This is a genomic window from Peptoniphilus sp. oral taxon 836 str. F0141 (assembly GCF_000179335.1).
Classification (GTDB): domain Bacteria; phylum Bacillota; class Clostridia; order Tissierellales; family Peptoniphilaceae; genus Peptoniphilus_A; species Peptoniphilus_A lacrimalis.
This window is the reverse complement of the sequence record NZ_AEAA01000121.1, coordinates 25,352-42,876: the sequence shown is the minus strand read 5'-3', so window position 1 is coordinate 42,876 and position 17,525 is coordinate 25,352. Positions and strand designations below refer to the sequence as shown.

18 protein-coding genes and 3 pseudogenes are annotated in these 17,525 nt (G+C 32.3%); all 21 read left to right on the top strand.

Going from position 1 to position 17,525, the window contains the following annotated elements:
* The first annotated feature begins 87 nt into the window (after nt 1-87).
* The 21 genes and pseudogenes from HMPREF9131_RS06460 to HMPREF9131_RS06365 all read left to right on the top strand — a co-directional run bounded on the left by HMPREF9131_RS06460 (nt 88) and on the right by HMPREF9131_RS06365 (nt 17,362).
* The gene (locus HMPREF9131_RS06460; protein WP_001243446.1) at nt 88-1,926 is read left to right on the top strand and encodes a recombinase family protein; all 1,839 of its coding nucleotides are present in this window, start codon (nt 88-90) and stop codon (nt 1,924-1,926) included.
* A 75-nt stretch (nt 1,927-2,001) separates the two neighbouring features.
* Nucleotides 2,002-2,574 carry a TetR/AcrR family transcriptional regulator gene (locus HMPREF9131_RS06455; RefSeq protein ID WP_000079886.1) on the top strand — a complete coding sequence of 191 codons (573 nt, stop codon included), beginning with the start codon at nt 2,002-2,004 and terminating at the stop codon, nt 2,572-2,574.
* Between the two features lie 103 nt (nt 2,575-2,677).
* The gene (locus tag HMPREF9131_RS06450; protein ID WP_009346073.1) at nt 2,678-4,417 is read left to right on the top strand and encodes an ABC transporter ATP-binding protein; all 1,740 of its coding nucleotides are present in this window, start codon (nt 2,678-2,680) and stop codon (nt 4,415-4,417) included.
* Nucleotides 4,410-6,119, top strand: a complete 1,710-nt coding sequence (locus HMPREF9131_RS06445; RefSeq protein WP_000488165.1) for an ABC transporter ATP-binding protein — start codon at nt 4,410-4,412, stop codon at nt 6,117-6,119. The genes HMPREF9131_RS06450 and HMPREF9131_RS06445 overlap by 8 nt, the downstream gene beginning before the upstream one ends.
* A 2-nt stretch (nt 6,120-6,121) precedes the next feature.
* The gene (locus HMPREF9131_RS06440) at nt 6,122-7,627 is read left to right on the top strand and encodes an ABC transporter ATP-binding protein (protein ID WP_000601969.1); all 1,506 of its coding nucleotides are present in this window, start codon (nt 6,122-6,124) and stop codon (nt 7,625-7,627) included.
* Nucleotide 7,628: 1 nt separating this feature from the next.
* On the top strand, nt 7,629-8,333 hold the full coding sequence (locus HMPREF9131_RS06435; RefSeq protein WP_025194627.1) for an energy-coupling factor transporter transmembrane component T: 705 nt from the start codon (nt 7,629-7,631) through the stop codon (nt 8,331-8,333).
* Between the two features lie 10 nt (nt 8,334-8,343).
* Nucleotides 8,344-8,928: an MptD family putative ECF transporter S component gene (locus HMPREF9131_RS06430; protein ID WP_000791747.1), complete on the top strand. Its 585-nt coding sequence runs from the start codon at nt 8,344-8,346 to the stop codon at nt 8,926-8,928.
* 265 nt (nt 8,929-9,193) lie between these two features.
* A complete protein-coding gene (locus HMPREF9131_RS06425; RefSeq protein WP_001074477.1) occupies nt 9,194-9,610 on the top strand; it encodes a sigma-70 family RNA polymerase sigma factor in 417 nt (138 codons plus the stop codon).
* Nucleotides 9,611-9,693: 83 nt separating this feature from the next.
* A complete protein-coding gene (locus HMPREF9131_RS06420; RefSeq protein WP_009346081.1) occupies nt 9,694-10,023 on the top strand; it encodes a DUF3847 domain-containing protein in 330 nt (109 codons plus the stop codon).
* A 244-nt stretch (nt 10,024-10,267) separates the two neighbouring features.
* Nucleotides 10,268-11,920, top strand: coding sequence for a MobQ family relaxase (mobQ, locus tag HMPREF9131_RS06415; protein WP_000852176.1), 1,653 nt, complete (start codon nt 10,268-10,270; stop codon nt 11,918-11,920).
* A 2-nt stretch (nt 11,921-11,922) separates the two neighbouring features.
* Nucleotides 11,923-12,675: a phage replisome organizer N-terminal domain-containing protein gene (locus tag HMPREF9131_RS06410; RefSeq protein ID WP_000774839.1), complete on the top strand. Its 753-nt coding sequence runs from the start codon at nt 11,923-11,925 to the stop codon at nt 12,673-12,675.
* 173 nt (nt 12,676-12,848) lie between these two features.
* Entirely contained in the window at nt 12,849-13,172 is a 324-nt protein-coding gene (locus tag HMPREF9131_RS06405) for a hypothetical protein (RefSeq protein ID WP_001222545.1), read from the top strand.
* Between the two features lie 21 nt (nt 13,173-13,193).
* Nucleotides 13,194-14,183 (top strand): ORF6N domain-containing protein, encoded by a 990-nt coding sequence (locus HMPREF9131_RS06400; protein WP_000797008.1) that lies wholly within the window; start codon nt 13,194-13,196, stop codon nt 14,181-14,183.
* A 101-nt stretch (nt 14,184-14,284) separates the two neighbouring features.
* A complete protein-coding gene (locus tag HMPREF9131_RS06395) occupies nt 14,285-14,470 on the top strand; it encodes a transposon-encoded TnpW family protein (protein ID WP_001004887.1) in 186 nt (61 codons plus the stop codon).
* Between the two features lie 11 nt (nt 14,471-14,481).
* Nucleotides 14,482-15,297, top strand: a pseudogene (locus HMPREF9131_RS06390) (VirD4-like conjugal transfer protein, CD1115 family); the annotation flags it as partial.
* Nucleotides 15,298-15,315: 18 nt separating this feature from the next.
* On the top strand, nt 15,316-15,591 hold the full coding sequence (locus HMPREF9131_RS06385; RefSeq protein ID WP_009346083.1) for a hypothetical protein: 276 nt from the start codon (nt 15,316-15,318) through the stop codon (nt 15,589-15,591).
* Between the two features lie 189 nt (nt 15,592-15,780).
* The gene (locus HMPREF9131_RS06380; RefSeq protein WP_009346039.1) at nt 15,781-16,092 is read left to right on the top strand and encodes a single-stranded DNA-binding protein; all 312 of its coding nucleotides are present in this window, start codon (nt 15,781-15,783) and stop codon (nt 16,090-16,092) included.
* A 1-nt stretch (nt 16,093) separates the two neighbouring features.
* Nucleotides 16,094-16,246 (top strand): annotated as a pseudogene (locus tag HMPREF9131_RS06375) (Maff2 family mobile element protein); the annotation flags it as partial.
* A gap of 123 nt (nt 16,247-16,369) precedes the next feature.
* A complete protein-coding gene (locus tag HMPREF9131_RS06370; protein ID WP_004830100.1) occupies nt 16,370-16,588 on the top strand; it encodes a helix-turn-helix transcriptional regulator in 219 nt (72 codons plus the stop codon).
* Between the two features lie 73 nt (nt 16,589-16,661).
* Nucleotides 16,662-16,781 (top strand): annotated as a pseudogene (locus HMPREF9131_RS08965) (conjugal transfer protein); the annotation flags it as partial.
* Between the two features lie 62 nt (nt 16,782-16,843).
* Nucleotides 16,844-17,362 (top strand): ClbS/DfsB family four-helix bundle protein, encoded by a 519-nt coding sequence (locus tag HMPREF9131_RS06365; RefSeq protein WP_004830103.1) that lies wholly within the window; start codon nt 16,844-16,846, stop codon nt 17,360-17,362.
* Nucleotides 17,363-17,525: the final 163 nt, after the last annotated feature.

Below are 17,525 nucleotides of genomic sequence, written 5' to 3'. Positions count from 1 at the left end.
TTAAGGAGAACACTTAATCACTATTTTAGTGAAATATGTACTTCTTAATTCTTTTTTTATTGAAAAATTAAGAGAAAGGGGGTAAAAATGAGGAATTTTGAAAAGATAACAGCACTCTATGAGAGATTAAGTCGTGATGATGAACTGCAAGGAGAAAGTAACTCTATCATCAATCAGAAAAAAATATTGGAAGAATACGCAAGCAAAAATAACCTGTCAAACATTATTCACTTTACAGATGACGGAATCAGCGGAACACAGTTTGACAGACCGGGATTTATGGCAATGATGAACGGAGTCAATCAAGGAAATATTGGTTGTATCATTGTAAAAGATATGAGCAGACTTGGCAGAGATTATCTCAAAGTCGGTCAATGTATGGAGATACTAAGACAAAAGGGCGTAAGACTAATCGCTATCAATGATAATGTAGATAGTTTTTACAGAGAAGATGATTTTACTCCCTTTAGAAATATCATGAATGAATGGTATGCAAGAGATACATCAAGAAAAATACAATCGACTTTCAGGTCAAAAGGCGAAAGTGGGAAACATACTGCAAGCACACCGCCTTATGGCTATATCAAAGATGAAAAAGATAAAAACAAATGGATAGTAGATGAAAAAGCAGCAGAGATAGTAAGGCGAATATTTAACCTGACCATGCAAGGCAATGGTCCGTATCGAATAGCAAAGATATTGGAGAGTGAAAAAGTAGATATACCCGCCTATCATCAACAGAAATTAGGCTATGGACTATATCAAAGCAAAAACTTTGAACATCCCTATCGTTGGTGCAGCTCAACAATAGCAAGCATTTTAAAGAAACAGGAATACTTGGGGCATACAGTCAATTTCAAAACAAGAAAGCACTTCAAGGACAAAAAAAGCAAATATGTATCCGAGGATAACTGGCTTATTTTTGAAAATACACACGAGCCAATCATAGACCAAGAAACCTTTGATAATGTGCAAAGGATAAGAGGAAATGTAAAAAGGTATCCTGACGGTTGGGGAGAATATCACCCACTCACAGGACTAATGCATTGTGCAGATTGTGGGAGCAAGATGTATGTTCATAGAACAAGCAATTATAAGAATATTCCCTATTACACTTGCAGTGCCTATACCAAAACACCTTGTGGCACACTTTGTCCATCAGCACACAGAATAAAAGCAGAAGCGGTCTTAAACCTTATTAGGGAAACACTAAAAGATATTAAAAAATACCTTAATGAAGATAATGAAGCCTTTATCCGTTCCATTCAAAATGAAATGGAAGAAAAGGAAAAAATAGAGATAGAAAAGAAACGCACAAGGCTTATTGACAGCAAAGGAAGATTACAGGAATTAGAAAGACTGATGTGTCGTATCTATGAAGATATGATCCTTAACAAAATACCAAATAGCAGATATGAAATACTAAATAACCAATATGAAACGGAGCAGATAACTTTAAGTAAAGAAATTAAGGATTTGGAGCAGCAGGTATCAAGATATGAAAAAGAAACAGACAGAGCTAAAAAATTTATATCTCTTATCAGTCGTTATGAAAACTTTGATGAACTTACAACCACAATGATAAATGAGTTTGTAGAAAAGATTGTCGTACATGAAAGAGATAGAAAAGGAAGTCAGACATCAAAGCAAAAGATAGAAATTTACTTTAATTTCATAGGCAATTATGAACTGCCACAGGCGGAGTTAAGTGATGAAGAAAAACAAAAACTTGAGGAAGAAGAAAGAAAAATAAAGAAAAGAAAAGACAAGCTACATCAAAATTACCTGAAACGAAAAGCAAGCGGAAAACAGAAAGAGTATGAAGATAAATATAAGGCAAGGAGAGAACAGAAGAAACAGGAGAAAATAAAGGTTTTGAAAAGAGTGGGGATACCGGTGAGTGAGTATATAAAAACAAATATTTAAACCTATCTTGACAAATATTGAATTTTGATTTATTATTAAATATATATTCAGTATTGGAATAGAAAGAGGTGTGCTATGGCACAAGTATTAAAAGAAGAAGTTAGAAATAGAATACTCGAAGCAGCAGAAAAAGTATTTTATAAAAAGGATTATAGAGGTGCCAAATTAACAGAAATTGCAAAAGAAGCAGATATTCCTGTGGCACTCATTTATACCTATTTCAAAAATAAGGAAGTTTTGTTTGATGCAGTAGTAAGTTCTGTTTATATAAACTTCGAGTCAGCTTTTAATGAGGAAGAATCTTTGGAAAAAGGTTCTGCTTCTGAAAGGTTTGATGAGGTTGGAGAAAATTATATTCATGAACTTTTAAAAGATCGTAAGAAGTTAATTATTTTAATGGATAAAAGCTCAGGTACAAAGCATACAGAAGCAAAACAAAAACTCATATCACAAATGCAGGTTCATATTGAAGTAAGTTTAAAAAGACAATCGAAACAGGAATATGATCCAATGCTTGCCCATATTTTAGCCAGTAACTTTACAGAGGGACTTCTTGAAATAGCAAGGCATTATCAAAGTGAAAAGTGGGCAAAAGATATGCTAAAACTTATTGCAAGGTGTTATTACAAGGGAGTGGAATCCCTATAATCAGCACAAAAAAATAGACTTTGCGTAATCAGCAAAGTCTTAATTTAAACCTTAATACTGAATTAAAATTCAATATTATTCAATTTTGAAAGGAGAGTTGTTCATGCCGGAAAAAGAATTAAGAAAAAAAGTGATTGGGAAAAACGGTTTATCCAATTCACTTCTTGCTTTAAAAATAGTATTTGATTTGATACCACAAATCTTACTCGTATATTTGATTAGTTCTTTAATTACAAACAATATTAACGAAGGTAATTTAAAGTATATATTTTTGGGAATCTTTATATCGTTTGTATTAAAAGGAGTGTTTTATTATTTTGCAACAAAGGTTGCCCATGAGAAAGCATACGAAAAATTAACAGAACTTAGGTTAGATATTATCGGTCATCTGGAAAAACTAAGTTTGGGATTCTTTAAAGAACATAATACAGGAGAGCTTACCAACATTGTCCAACATGATGTAGAACAAGTGGAAGTATATCTTGCTCATGGTCTCCCTGAAATAATGTCAGTTACACTTCTGCCTACCATTATTTTTGTAGCTATGATTTTTGTGGATTGGCGTCTTGCTCTTGGGATGATTGCCGGAGTTCCACTCATGTATTTGGTAAAAGTTCTTTCACAGAAAACAATGGATAAAAACTTTGCGATTTACTTCAATCATGAAAACAGAATGAGAGAAGAGCTAATGGAATATGTAAAAAATATTTCTGTGATTAAGGCTTTTGCTAAAGAAGAGGAAATTAGTGAAAGAACATTAAAAACGGCAAGAGAATATATTTACTGGGTTAAAAAGAGCATGGGGATGGTTACAATTCCAATGGGACTCATTGACATATTTATGGAAATTGGAGTGGTTATTGTCATGATTTTGGGAAGCATATTTCTTTATCATGGAAATATTACAACGCCTAATTTTATCCTTGCCATTATTTTATCGTCTGCTTTTACTGCTTCTATAAGTAAGACAGCTACATTGCAACATTTTTCTATTGTGTTTAAGGAAGCGTTAAAGGCGATAGGGAAAGTATTAACAGTTCCACTTCCAAACAAAAAGACAGAACAAGGTTTAGAATTTGGAAACATAGAATTTAAAGATGTGAATTTTGCATACGGAAAAGATAGCTTTGAGCTTAAAAATATCAATTTGAATTTTAAGAAAAATAGTTTGAACGCCTTTGTAGGAGCAAGCGGTTGTGGAAAGAGTACGGTATCTAATTTGCTTATGGGATTTTGGGATGCAGATGAAGGACAAATACTGATAAATGGAAAAGATATAAAAGAATATAGTCAAGAAAATATCTCAATGCTGATTGGTAGTGTGCAACAAGAAGTTATCCTTTTTGACTTAAGTATTTTTGAAAATATAGCAATTGGAAAACTAAATGCAACAAAAGAAGAAGTCATAGAAGCTGCTAAAAAAGCAAGATGCCATAATTTTATTTCAGCATTGCCAAATGGATATGAAACACGAGTAGGTGAAATGGGAGTTAAGTTATCCGGTGGAGAAAAACAAAGAATCTCTATAGCAAGAATGATACTGAAAAATGCACCGATTTTAATATTAGATGAAGCAATGGCGGCTGTTGATAGTGAAAATGAAAGACTTATCGGCGAAGCAATTGACGATTTAAGCAAGGATAAAACCATCATTACAATTGCTCATCATCTAAATACGATTAGAGATTCAGACCAAATTATTGTTATGGATAAGGGTGTTGTTCTTGATGCAGGAAGCCATGAAGAGCTGATGAAAAGATGTGATTTTTATAAGGATATGGTTGAAGCACAGAACAAGGTAGATAGATGGAATTTGAAAGAGGTGGTAACAGAAAATGTTTAGAGAAATGTTAAAACTACTTACAAAAACTGGCAAGAGAGATTTGATTATATCGAGTGTATTCTTTGCCCTTTATGGACTAAGCTCCATAGCTATGATTGTGATCGTATTTTCTATACTGTTCCAAATATTCGATGGAACGAGCTTAGCAAGTCTATATAAATATTTTATTGCGATTGGATTACTTGTAGTGTTCAAAGGTATTTGTAATATGGTTGCAGATATGAAAAAGCATAGTGCAGGTTTTGATATTGTTCAGCAAATCAGAGAACGCATGATTATCAAATTAAAAAAATTCAGCTTAGGATTTTATACCAACGAAAGACTGGGCGAGATCAATACAATTTTACACAAAGATGTTGATAATATGTCCCTTGTTGTAGGACACATGTGGTCAAGAATGTTTGGTGATTTTTTGATAGGTGCAGTCGTATTTGTTGGTCTTGCAAGTATTGATTTCAAACTTGCTATTATTATGGCTGTATCTGTTCCGATTGCACTTATCTTTCTATATCTGACAATTAAGCAATCTGAAAAAATAGAAAATCAGAACAACTCAGCACTTCTTGATATGGTTAGCTTATTTGTTGAATATGTTAGAGGAATACCTGTACTAAAGAGTTTTTCAAACAATAAGAGCTTAGATAATGAGCTTATGAACAAAACGAAAAAGTTCGGAGAAACAAGTAAAGCAGCTTCAAGATTCAAGGCAAAACAGTTATCTATATTTGGTTTTTTACTGGATATTGGATATTTAGTTCTTTTAATTGCAGGAGCAATACTTGTTATAAAGGGAAATCTCGATGTGCTTAATTTTATTATCTTTGCGGTAATTTCAAAAGAGTTTTATAAGCCGTTCGCTTCTATGGAACAACACTATATGTACTATGTTTCGGCGGTAGATAGTTACGAAAGACTTTCAAGAATTTTATATGCAGATGTAATCCCGGATAAAGTGAATGGAATTGTTCCGAAAGATAATGATATAGCTTTTGAAAACATAGATTTTTCCTATGAAAAAGATGAATTTAAAATGGAAAAATTGAGTTTTTCTATTGCTGAAAAAACAATGACAGCCTTAGTTGGAGAATCAGGTAGTGGAAAGACTACTATAACAAACTTACTTCTAAGATTTTATGATGTGCATAAAGGGAAAATTACACTCGGAGGAACTGATATAAGGGATATTCCTTATGATGAGCTTTTGGATCGTATCAGTATTGTCATGCAAAATGTTCAACTATTCGATAACACGATTGAAGAAAATATTAGAGTAGGTAAAAAAGGAGCTACAAAAGAGGAAATCATTAAAGCTGCAAAGAAGGCAAGGATACATGATTTCATTATGAGCTTACCAAAAGGTTATGAAACTGATATTGGCGAAAATGGAGGAATTTTATCAGGTGGACAAAGACAAAGAATATCTATTGCAAGAGCTTTTCTAAAAGATGCACCGATTTTAATTCTTGATGAAATGACAAGTAATGTTGATCCTGTAAACGAATCTTTGATACAGGATGCTATTACAGAACTTGCAAAGAATAGAACTGTACTTGTAGTGGCTCATCATTTAAAAACAATTCAAAAAGCTGACCAAATTCTCGTATTTCAAAAAGGAAATTTACTTGAAAAAGGAAAGCATGGCGAACTTCTTGCAAAAAATGGTTACTACACAAAATTATGGAAAGCTCAGTATGAGGTATAACCATGATTTTGCTAAAAAATGTTTATTATGAATGGGAAGATGGACGAACTGCTTTAAAAAATGTCAATCTTGAAATTAGAAAAGGTGAATTTGTTTTAATTTCAGGGAAAAGTGGAAGTGGTAAAAGTACTCTTGGAAGTGTGATGAATGGTCTTATTCCACATTATTACAAAGGCAAAATGAAAGGGGAAGCCTTTGCGTCCGGAAAAGATATAAGCAAATTATCGCTTCATGAAATAGGGCATATTGTAGGGACTGTATTTCAAGATCCAAGAAGTCAATTTTTTACGACAACGACAGATGAAGAAATAGCTTTTGGGCTTCAAACCATTTGCAAATCAAGAGATGAAATAAAACAGAGAGTAGAAGAAGTATATGCAGAACTGGATATTGAGGAACTGAAAGGAAAATCTGTTTTTGAATTATCAAGCGGACAGAAACAAAAGATAGCTATTGCAAGTATCTATGCGATGAATCCGAAAGTTTTAATTTTAGATGAACCTTCAGCAAATTTGGATATGAAAGCAACATTTGACCTATTTTTAATTTTGGAAAAATTAAAGAAAAAAGGAACAACAGTTGTTCTAATTGAACATCGTTTGTACTATGTAAAATCTTTATTTGACCGTTTTCTTTTGGTGAAAGATGGAGAAATTGCACTGGACTTGAGTCGGGAAGAAGTTATTCATCTTGAAGGGGAGTTTTGGGATGAGAATGGACTAAGAACTCTTGAATTAGAAGAATATAGGATAAGTGAGAAGAAAGACTCATATCAATTAAATGATGAAAGTATAAACGGAAAAGGCTTGAGATTTTGCTATCCGAATGTAGCTAAGGATGGAAAGAAGCAAAAACAGTACATTTTAAATCATCTTGATTTTAATATGGAGTGCGGAATAGCCATTGGTCTTATCGGCTTAAATGGTACCGGAAAAACTACCTTTGCAAGAGTGATTTCAGGACTTGAGAAGATAAAAGAGGGGAAGATATGGACGGGGAAAGATAATTCGCTTAATCATAAAGATTTAATGGATATGTCATATTTTGTCTTTCAAGATTCAGACTATCAGTTGTTTTCGGAAAGTGTACTTGATGAAATGCTGCTTGGTATTTCAAGTAAAGATAAAAAAGAAAATACTCAAAAGGCAAAGTCTATTTTGAATGTACTTGGCTTAGATAAATACATTGATAAGCATCCGTTTGCTTTATCAAGAGGAGAAAAACAAAGACTCACAATAGCTTGTGGAATGATGAAACAGGCAAAAGTTTTTATCTATGATGAACCAACATCAGGTTGTGATAAAGACTCAATGCTTTCAGTGGCAAAATTAATTGAAGAACAATTAAAAAATGGAACAACAGTTTTGGTGATAAGTCATGATTTTGAGTTTTTAGCGAACACAGTGAGTAAGCTCTGGGTAATGGGAGATGGAAAAATAGAAAGTGTTTTGAATATGAGTGAAAGTAATAAAATTCTCATATTGGACAAGATGAGAGGAGGTAGATAACTTGATGGATAGAAAAACAGTCGATCCGAGAATAAAACTTACTCTACTTCCAATTGTTGGATTTACGAGCTTTTTTATAAGCGATACAATTCTACTTTTCGGACTGATTCTCTTTGCCTTTTTTCTGTATGTATACAGCAGTATGTGGAAAAGAGCATTACGCTTTATTTTGTTTTTTGTGATTTTATACTGCATAGAGTTATGGCTTGGAAAGTTTTGTGAAGCAAGTATCGTATTTGCAATATATATGTTTATTTACTTTGCATCAAGGATGACCTTAATTGCTATGTTTGGTGGATATATAACAAAGACTACAAGTGTAAGTGAAATGCTTGAAGCATTAAATAGAATGAAAGTACCAAGAAGCATTGGTATACCTTTTAGTGTTTTGCTTAGGTTTGTACCAACTATAAAAATAGAACTCAAGGCATTAAAAGAGAATATGAAGATTCGAGGAATCGTAACAAGTAGATTTTTCCCCTTGCTACATCCAATTAAATATATTGAATATACGCTTGTTCCGCTTTTAATGAGAATGATTAAGATTTCAGATGAACTGTCAGCTTCAGCACTCATTAGAGGACTTGATAGTGATGAGAACAGGGTTACATTAACAAAATTGAGGTTTAGAACAACGGATTTGTTGATTGGACTATTAGGAGCTTTGATGATTGCTCTTGTGATAGTAATACAGAAAATTTATTAGGAGGACTTTTATGAAAAACAAATTAAATGGTCGTGATTTTATTACAATCGGAATCTTTAATGCAATTGGAATTGTCATATACATGGCGGTTGCATTTGCTATGGCAACAACAGTGATTGGAGGATTTATTGCTTCAGGAGTTAGCTTTATGGTAGCTGCTACCGTTTATATCCTTATGGCTTTGAAAGTTAAAAAGAAGGGCGTATTTACAATATCAGGAACGCTTCTTGGTTTAATTGCATTGTCAGGAGGACATTTGCCTCATGCAGTCTTTGCTGTAATCGGTGGAATTATATGTGATTTGATTATAGGAAATTATGAGAGCAAGGGACGAATGATTATTGGATATGGGATATTTGCATTAGCGGATTTTTTAGGGACAGTAATTCCTGTGATTTTATTCGGAACAGCTTCTTTTGTGGAAAGAGCATCAAAATGGAAAATGAGTGAAGCACAAATAAATGAAGCATTATCTTATTTCAAAGTTTCATGGGCAGTAGGCTTTGCCTTGATAACATTTGTTCTTGCTTGCATAGGAGCATTCGTTGCAACAAAGATACTCAAAAAGCATTTTGAAAAAGCAGGAGTGATTTAATAATAAATTTACTTAGGAGGGAAAATAATGGAGGGATAATTATGTCAAAACTTATAGTTTCGGTTTTCACAGAACGATATAATTATCCTTTTTTATTCTTGGAATTGCTTACACATAGCAATAATACTTTACCAGAAACGACCAAATAGAAAATTATATAAAACATTAGTTTTTAAGCCGAGAGGACTTTTTACGCCAAAGTGTAGAAGTCCTCCTTTTTTATTCTCAAAACCAAAACAGAGAACTTAAAAAGGAGGATGACTAAGTGGCAAAGAAAGAATATTACCTTTATGTAAAAGGCAAAGCCGTACCTGTAAGTGAAGAAGTCTACAAAGCCTATTGGAAGATAACAGAGCATGAAAAGTATCTCCAAAGAAAAGATTGGAAGCATAATGTAATACCATTTTCGGCACTGGATCATGATGGACACTTTGTAGATAACATCATAGATGAAAAGATAGACTTAGAAAAAATTGTAGAAGTAAAAATGCGAATTGAAGAACTTCATAAAGCATTAAATACTCTTACAAAAGAAGAACGAGAACTAATGGAAGCCATCTTCTACAAAGAAGAAAGTCTAAGGTCAATCAGCAGAAGAGAGAAAGTTACACATCAAGCAATCAGTGGGAGGAGGGATAGGATTTTAGAAAAACTGAGAAAGATTTTAGAAGATAAAATCTAAAAACTTGGAAAGGTTAAGTGTCAAAAAAGGTGCTTAACCTTTCTTTATGGAAACAAGCAGATACCAAAACGGAGGAATTAAAAATGAAGAAAGAAAAAACATTACAGGAAGTACAGGAACAAATTTCTGAACTTCAGGAAGAAAGAGAAAAGTGCGATGTAAAGCTGAAACAATTACAAAATCAAGGCAAAAAATTAGAAAAACTGGCAAATGAAAAGGAACGAAAAAGAAGAAATCACAGGCTCATACAAAGGGGATTGATAGTAGAAAGGGTCATTAAAAATCCTCTAATATTTACCAATGAGGAGATAGAAAAACTGTTAAATATCTCTACTCACACAGAAGAATACAGACAAGCCTATGAAGAAATGATAAATGGGAAAGATATGGAAGATGAAACAGACATAGAGTAGATAAAATAAAAGACCTTAGTTTTTTCAGAAGCTCCCTGCAAGGGCAAAAAGCTCCGCAGGACGCAAAGCACCCTTTAGGGTGTATAATTGCGCCCTTAGTAAACTAAGGGATTTTAGCAAGTCTTTGAAAATCCAAAACCTAATAAAAACATACGGATAAAGCAGATAGGAAAAGATACAAAAAATAACCCGTCTGCTTTTTTCTTTACCTGAAAACAAATAAAAAAATGAAAGGAGTTTAAAAGTGGCAGAAACATTTCACTTTAATATTTCAATGATAAGCAGAGGAAAAAGTAAATCGGCAGTTGCAAGTGCAGCATATATCTCTTGCGAGAAAATCAAAAATGAATGGGACGGAGAAGTTCATGACTATCACAATAAAAAAGGACTTTTACATTCAGAAATTTTCTTGCCGGAGAATGTCCCCATAGCATTAAAAGATAGAACTACCTTATGGAACAGCGTTGAACTAAATGAGAAAGCAAGCAACGCACAGCTTGCAAGAAACTTCATTATCGCTTTACCAAAAGAATTATCTTTTGAAGAAAACAAGAAACTCATTACCGACTTTATACAGGAAAATTTTGTATCAAAAGGAATGATAGCAGACCTTGCAATCCATGATAGAACAAGTGAAGATAACAACAATATACATGCTCATATTATGACTACCCTTAGACCAATCAATGAAAAAGGAGAGTGGCAGGCAAAAAGCAAAAAAGAATATGTAATTGATGAAAATGGAGAAAAGATAAAACTAAAAAGCGGGAACTACAAAACAAGAAAAGTAGAGCTGACAGACTGGAACAATAAAGGAAACGCAGAGAAATGGAGAGAGAATTTTGCAAGACTTTGTAATCAGTATTTAGAAAAAAATCATCAAGAAAAGAGAGTGGATCATCGTTCCTACAAAAGGCAAGGGATAGAAGAAATCCCAACCATTCACATGGGAGCAAGTGCCAGTGCCTTAGAGAAAAAAGGAATCGAAACCGACAAAGGAAACATCAACAGAGAAATAAAAAAACATAACTCTTTAGTAAAAGCTATCAAGAACAAGATAAAAGAAATCACTTCTTGGATAGACTCTTTACTTGGAAATCTGCAAGCAAAATACGATGGGTATAAACAGACCAAGAAAGATGAACTGGAGAACAAAGCAGAACTCTTTAACCTTTATGAATATATTTCTATCTACAACGAAATACAGGGAGAAAAAACAAAAAATCTATCCTACTATGGACAGATAAAAAAGGGAAATGCAGACCTAAAGAGATTTGTAAAAGCAATCTACTATCTAAAAGATAATCATCTTCAAACCATAGCAGACCTACAAGAAAAAGTTTTTGAACTGGCAAAGCAAAGTAAAAAGATAAGTGAAGATATTCAAAGCAAAACCCAAAGAATAAAGGAGTTAAATCGTTGCTTTATTTGTGCAGACATCATCAAAGAAAATAAGGCGGTATATCAGGAATATAAAGATAAAACTTTTCTTAAAGATAAATTTTACAATTCACATAAAGATGAAATTGAAAACTACAAAAAAGCAAGAAAGACTATAGAAAAATTTACTGGAACATCAGCTATAAAGTCGAGTGATTGGCAGAAAGAAATATCAAGCCTTGAAAAAGAGATACAAGACTTAACTGAAGATAAAGCTAAAGTTCAAGACGAATTTAAGCAGATAGATCATATCAAATATGCAGTAAAGATTGTGGGTGACGAGTATGGAATAGATTTATCTATAGAGATAGACAAGGCAATTAAGAGGGGAGATAAACCAAGTGTAATTGCACAACTGAAAAAATTTCAAGAGCAAGAGGAAAGAAAGGGTCAGTACAAACAAAAAGCAAAAGAAAAGGCTAAAGAAAATTATAAAAATAAAGGGGAGGAAAGATAAAAATGGCAGACAACAGAAGATACTATTGGTTAAAATTGAAAGAAGATTTTTTTACAGATAAGAGAATCAAAAGGCTAAGAAAAATATCAGGAGGAGATACCTATACAATCATTTATCTTAAATTGCTTTTACTTAGCTTAAAAGATAGTGGGAAGCTGTATTATGATGGAGTAGAAACAGACTTTATCAAAGAGCTTGCCTTAACGATTGATGAAACGGAAGATGATGTAATGGTTATAGTAAATTATCTTGTAGCACAAGGATTGATGGAGATAATTACAGAAAATGACGAGTATTTTTTAACAGAAATTCCAAGTCTTATAGGTTCAGAAACAGCTTCTACAAGGCGTTCAAGAAAATCGAGAGGACAAAAAGCGTTGCAATGCAACACTGGTGCAACACCTTGCAACCTTTTGCAACAAAACTGCAACGGAGATATAGAGATAGATAAAGAGATAGATATAGAGTTAGAAAAAGAGGGGGAGATAGAAAAAATATCCCCCAACCTTTATGGAGAATATAAAAATGTTTCCTTAACCGATGAAGAATATGGGAAGTTAAAGGATAAAATGCAAGGTCATAGGGAAGAAATGATAGAGAAGCTGTCAACCTATATGCAAAGCACGGGAAGAAACTATAAAGATCATTATGCGACCTTAGTTCATTGGTATGAGCAAGATAAAGGTAAATTAAAAGAAAGCCATAAATCAAAAGTATATACCTTTGAAGATTATGACAAGGGGGAACACTTGTAGACCTCGTATAAGACGGTGGAAAGGTGTTTTTAGAGCGTTAATGATAAAATAGGTATCAGACTATAGCTAAGTGTAAAATAGGGCTTAAAATTGCAGTATGAAAAAAATATCGTATTTATGATAAAATGATAGTGATATGGTAATAAACTCAGTTATAAGGAGAGGATATATAAATGCGAATTCAATTTACTGTAACCGATGAAGAACTTGAAATTTTAACTAAAAAAGCAATAGAGGGAGGTTTCCCAAGCGTTACTGAATATTGTAAGTGTAGCAGTTTACAAGAAAATACAAGCTATGCTGACCTATATACTACCTTATTAAACAAAATTAGCTCTTTACCGAAGGGCAAAGAATTTGTTTTGAGAGAGTTAATCGCAACACCGCCGGCATTGATTGGCAGATGGTTTTATGAAAATGTAAATAAGAGACTTGTAAAAAATGTGGAACACATCGGAAAAGCTGAAGGCGGAGTAGAAAAATATAAAAGAATTTAGATAATGTTGGAGGTGCATTTCATGGCAGAAGAGAATAAAGAGATAGTTATTGTAGATGATAAAACTATACAAGAAAAAATATATCTTATTCGTGGGCAAAGAGTAATGCTTGATGCAGATTTAGCTGAAATATATGGTTATGAAACAAAAAACTTTAATAGACAGGTGAAAAACAATATTGAGAAGTTTGAAGGCGAAGATTTTATGTTTCAACTGACCGAGAATGAATTTGAAAACTTGAGGTGCAAAAATTTCACCTCAAGTTGGGGCGGTTCAAGATACTTACCAAATGCCTTTACAGAACAAGGTATTTATATGCTTATGACGGTATTAAGAGGTGAACTTGCGATTAGGCAAAGTAGAGCCTTAATTAGAACATTTAAGCAGATGAAAGACTTTATAATCGAAAATCAAGATTTTATTAGCTCAAAAGAATTGGTACAAATAGCAGTACAGACAAATCAAAACACAAAGGATATAGCTGAAATAAAGTCGCAAATGGCTACAAAAGAAGATTTGAAAAAGGTTATGGATAATTTTATAGATCCGGACACATACAAGCATTTCCTTTTAATGAACGGAGATAAGATTGAAGCAGATGTTGCCTATACCAAAATATATAAGTCTGCAAAGAAAAGTATTTATGTGATAGACAACTATATAGGCTTGAAAACCTTAGAATTATTAAGGGCTGCAAAAGACAATGTTGAAATTATAGTCTTTAGCGACAATGTGAAAAACAAGGATATGCTGACAAAAAATATCCTAAACGATTTTAGAAAAGATTACCCTAATATCAATCTGAAGATGAAAATTGCAGGTAAAAAGTATCACGATAGATATATTGCCATTGACTATGGAACAGACAGTGAAGCCTTTTATCTTTGCGGAGCTTCATCAAAAGATGCAGGAAATAAAATATCAAGTATTACAAAGATAGAGGAATCTTCCAAGGATATGTATCATACGATGTTTGGCGGAATGCTGAACAATAAGGATTTGAAAATTTAATATGCAGATAACAGAATAGACAGTTATATGAGCTTTAAGCAAGGCGGTAGAAGTAAAAATCTATCGTCTTTTTTAATTGCAACAAACAGGAGGAAAAATATATGAACGAAAATAAAAATGAACAGAATAAAGGAACAAAGACGATAAAGAAAATTGGTAAAGCAACCTATGAGGTTGTTGTTCACTTTAATGAAAATGCAACGGAAACAATGCAAGACAAATTAAAACGCATAATGCTTAGAGAAATGGAGAGAGAAAAACATCAAAAAGTCGATAAAAATGATTAGAAAGTCCTTGACAAGTTGTTACAGGAAAAACTGCCAAGTCAATTCTAATATCTTGTGGAGCAAGACTAGCACCTTTTGATATAAGAGAGCTTAGAGAGCTAATGAGTGAAGACGAATTAGAACTCGATAAAATTGGAGATAGAAAAACTGCTTTATTCGTAATAATATCAGATACTGACGATACATTTAACTTTGTAGTTTCAATAATGTATTCTCAACTATTTAATTTATTATGTGACAAGGCAGATGATGTGTATGGTGGAAGACTTCCAGTTCATGTTAGGTGTCTACTTGATGAGTTTGCAAATATTGGTTTGATTCCTAAATTTGAAAAACTGATTGCGACAATTCGTTCAAGAGAAATATCAGCAAGCATAATATTACAAGCACAATCACAATTAAAAGCAATCTATAAAGACCATGCAGATACAATAGTTGGTAACTGTGACTCAACACTCTTTCTAGGAGGAAAAGAAAAAACAACAGTAAAAGAGTTATCAGAAACCTTAGGAAAAGAAACCATAGACCTATATAACACATCAGAAACAAGATCAAACCAGAAATCTTTTGGTTTAAATTACCAAAAAACTGGCAAGGAACTTATGAGCCAAGATGAAATAACTGTAATGGATGGCGGTAAGTGCATATACCAGCTAAGAGGGGTAAGACCTTTCTTGTCTGATAAATTCGATATTACAAAACATAAGAATTACAAGTTATTGGAAGATTATGATAAGAAAAACTTGTTTGATGTAGAAGAGTATTTAACAAATAGAGATAAGGTAAAGTTAAAATCAAGTTATAAAATAAATAGGCTAAATATTTGAGTTTATGGAGAAAGCAAAATGTGTGAAAATAGAAAATCATATTTAATTATATTAAATATAAATGGTGAGCAGTTTATTCTAGAAAGTGACACAGAACTCACAAGGGATAAGAAAAATTATATTGAAGCAATATGTGAGACAATGTACGATGAAAGTAATGAATGGTATGAAGATATATATGATATGTCCCCATATGATATAGCTGAGCTATTTGAAAAAACAGTAAAGGACCAAGTAGGAATAACTGTTACATTTAAAGCGATAGACCTTGAAGTATCTATTTTAGAAGACTAGAAATAAGGTATTAATAGGCGATAGAAATTAAAAGCTCTATCGTCTTTTTTTATACTCAAAATTAGGAGGTAAAAATGGTAAGGATAAGAAGTCCCACTTAAATAGTTTAATATATAAGACATTTAGCGATTGAAATATAAGTTCAGTCGCTTTTTTAATTGAAATTTTTAGATTAAGGAGAAGAAATTAATGGATAGAGAAATGATAAATATTAATGCAAATGTAGTTAAGAAAGCTGAATTTTCAGAATTTGAAAAAGATGGAGAAAGTGTTCAAGTAGCAAATTTTGCTCTTGTTAAAAATTATGGAAAGGGCAAAGAATATACAAATTGCTCAGTATACGGAGAAAAGGTAGAAATTGTAAAAGAATTTGAAAAAGGAGATCTAATCCATGTCTTTGGATATCTCAAAGAGAATAAAAAAGGAGATAAGGTCTACAAGAATTTTATAGTTAAATCACTAAACAAAATAGAAAATAAGAAAGAAAACGAGGAGGAATAATATGGAATTTTTTACAGCTGGAGTTGGAGTTTTAAAAACACTTGTAACTGCAATTGGTGCAGGTTTAGGAGCATGGGGAGTTATTAACTTAATGGAAGGTTATGGTAATGATAACCCTGGTGCTAAATCTCAAGGTATTAAGCAATTTATGGCAAAATAAGGACGGAATAACACAACAAATTCTCTAAAATAAATCACTAAATCAATGTAAGATTGAATGAAATCAATATTTATGCTATAATTAAATAAATCTAATGAACATAAAAAGAGGGATATTATGGCACTTAACTATAAACCATTATGGATACAGTTAGCAAAAAAAGGTTTAAAGAAAACTGATGTAATAGCTATGGCAGGGCTTACAACAAATGTTATGGCACAAATGGGCAAGGATAAACCAATTACATTTAAGAATTTAGAAAGAATATGTAAGGCTCTATCTTGCACTCCTAATGATATTATTAGTTTTGAAGATGAATTTGAACAAGAGATTTAAATTCTTATAGTTCTTTAAACTTGATTTATAAGGAATCAAAGAAAATCTTAATAAAGTTATCTAAAATTTTATTGAAATAACAGTAATGGATGGAGGCACGTGTATATACCAGATAAGAGTAGTAAGACTTTTACTATCTGATAAATTTGATATCACAAAACATAAGAATTACAAGTTACTGGAAGATTATGATTAAATATTAAGATATAATTATTTTTGGCAAAATATCTATATACAAACCATGGAGGTAGGCATATGAGGTCTTATGAAAGTAAGGAAGAATTAAAAAATGAGATTAAAAAAACTTTTGCAAAATATATTTCAGAGTTTGATAATATCCCAGAAGAATTAAAAGATAAAAGAGTAGACGAAGTTGATAGGACACCAGCAGAAAATCTTGCCTATCAAGTAGGTTGGACAGCTTTAGTATTGAAATGGGAAGAAGATGAGAAAAAAGGACTTGAAGTAAAAACACCATCAGATAAATTCAAGTGGAATCAATTAGCCGAATTATATCAATGGTTTACAGAAGCTTACGCTCATAAATCTTTAAAGGAACTAAAAGAACAATTAACAAAAAATATTGAAGATATTTATCTTATGATAGATGAGCTAACAGAAGAAGAATTATTTAAACCTCATATGAGAAAATGGGCAGATGAAGCAACAAAAACAGCAACTTGGGAAGTGTATAAATTTATTCATGTAAATACAGTAGCACCATTTGGTACATTTAGAACTAAGGTTAGAAAATGGAAGAAATTAGTACTTTAGTAACATAAATTTGACGTATATTAGAATAATTTGATTTAGACGATAGAAATTAAAACTATATCGTCTTTTTTTATACTCAAAATTGGGAAATTAAGGGGGTTGAAAAAAATTTTTATTGGTGGTATTATTAAAATAACAAGTACACATAAGTACACTTCTGAAA

Bases quoted from the DNA above. Each gene is read 5' to 3' on its own strand.
- HMPREF9131_RS06445 (WP_000488165.1), top strand. From the start codon at position 4,410: ATGTTTAGAGAAATGTTAAAACTACTTACAAAAACTGGCAAGAGAGAT.
- HMPREF9131_RS06420 (WP_009346081.1), top strand. From the start codon at position 9,694: ATGAAGAAAGAAAAAACATTACAGGAAGTACAGGAACAAATTTCTGAA.
- HMPREF9131_RS06365 (WP_004830103.1), top strand. From the start codon at position 16,844: ATGAGGTCTTATGAAAGTAAGGAAGAATTAAAAAATGAGATTAAAAAA.
- HMPREF9131_RS06460 (WP_001243446.1), top strand. From the start codon at position 88: ATGAGGAATTTTGAAAAGATAACAGCACTCTATGAGAGATTAAGTCGT.
- HMPREF9131_RS06405 (WP_001222545.1), top strand. From the start codon at position 12,849: ATGCGAATTCAATTTACTGTAACCGATGAAGAACTTGAAATTTTAACT.
- HMPREF9131_RS06385 (WP_009346083.1), top strand. From the start codon at position 15,316: ATGTGTGAAAATAGAAAATCATATTTAATTATATTAAATATAAATGGT.
- HMPREF9131_RS06370 (WP_004830100.1), top strand. From the start codon at position 16,370: ATGGCACTTAACTATAAACCATTATGGATACAGTTAGCAAAAAAAGGT.
- HMPREF9131_RS06410 (WP_000774839.1), top strand. From the start codon at position 11,923: ATGGCAGACAACAGAAGATACTATTGGTTAAAATTGAAAGAAGATTTT.
- HMPREF9131_RS06380 (WP_009346039.1), top strand. From the start codon at position 15,781: ATGGATAGAGAAATGATAAATATTAATGCAAATGTAGTTAAGAAAGCT.
- HMPREF9131_RS06430 (WP_000791747.1), top strand. From the start codon at position 8,344: ATGAAAAACAAATTAAATGGTCGTGATTTTATTACAATCGGAATCTTT.
- HMPREF9131_RS06395 (WP_001004887.1), top strand. From the start codon at position 14,285: ATGAACGAAAATAAAAATGAACAGAATAAAGGAACAAAGACGATAAAG.
- HMPREF9131_RS06450 (WP_009346073.1), top strand. From the start codon at position 2,678: ATGCCGGAAAAAGAATTAAGAAAAAAAGTGATTGGGAAAAACGGTTTA.
- HMPREF9131_RS06455 (WP_000079886.1), top strand. From the start codon at position 2,002: ATGGCACAAGTATTAAAAGAAGAAGTTAGAAATAGAATACTCGAAGCA.
- HMPREF9131_RS06400 (WP_000797008.1), top strand. From the start codon at position 13,194: ATGGCAGAAGAGAATAAAGAGATAGTTATTGTAGATGATAAAACTATA.
- HMPREF9131_RS06440 (WP_000601969.1), top strand. From the start codon at position 6,122: ATGATTTTGCTAAAAAATGTTTATTATGAATGGGAAGATGGACGAACT.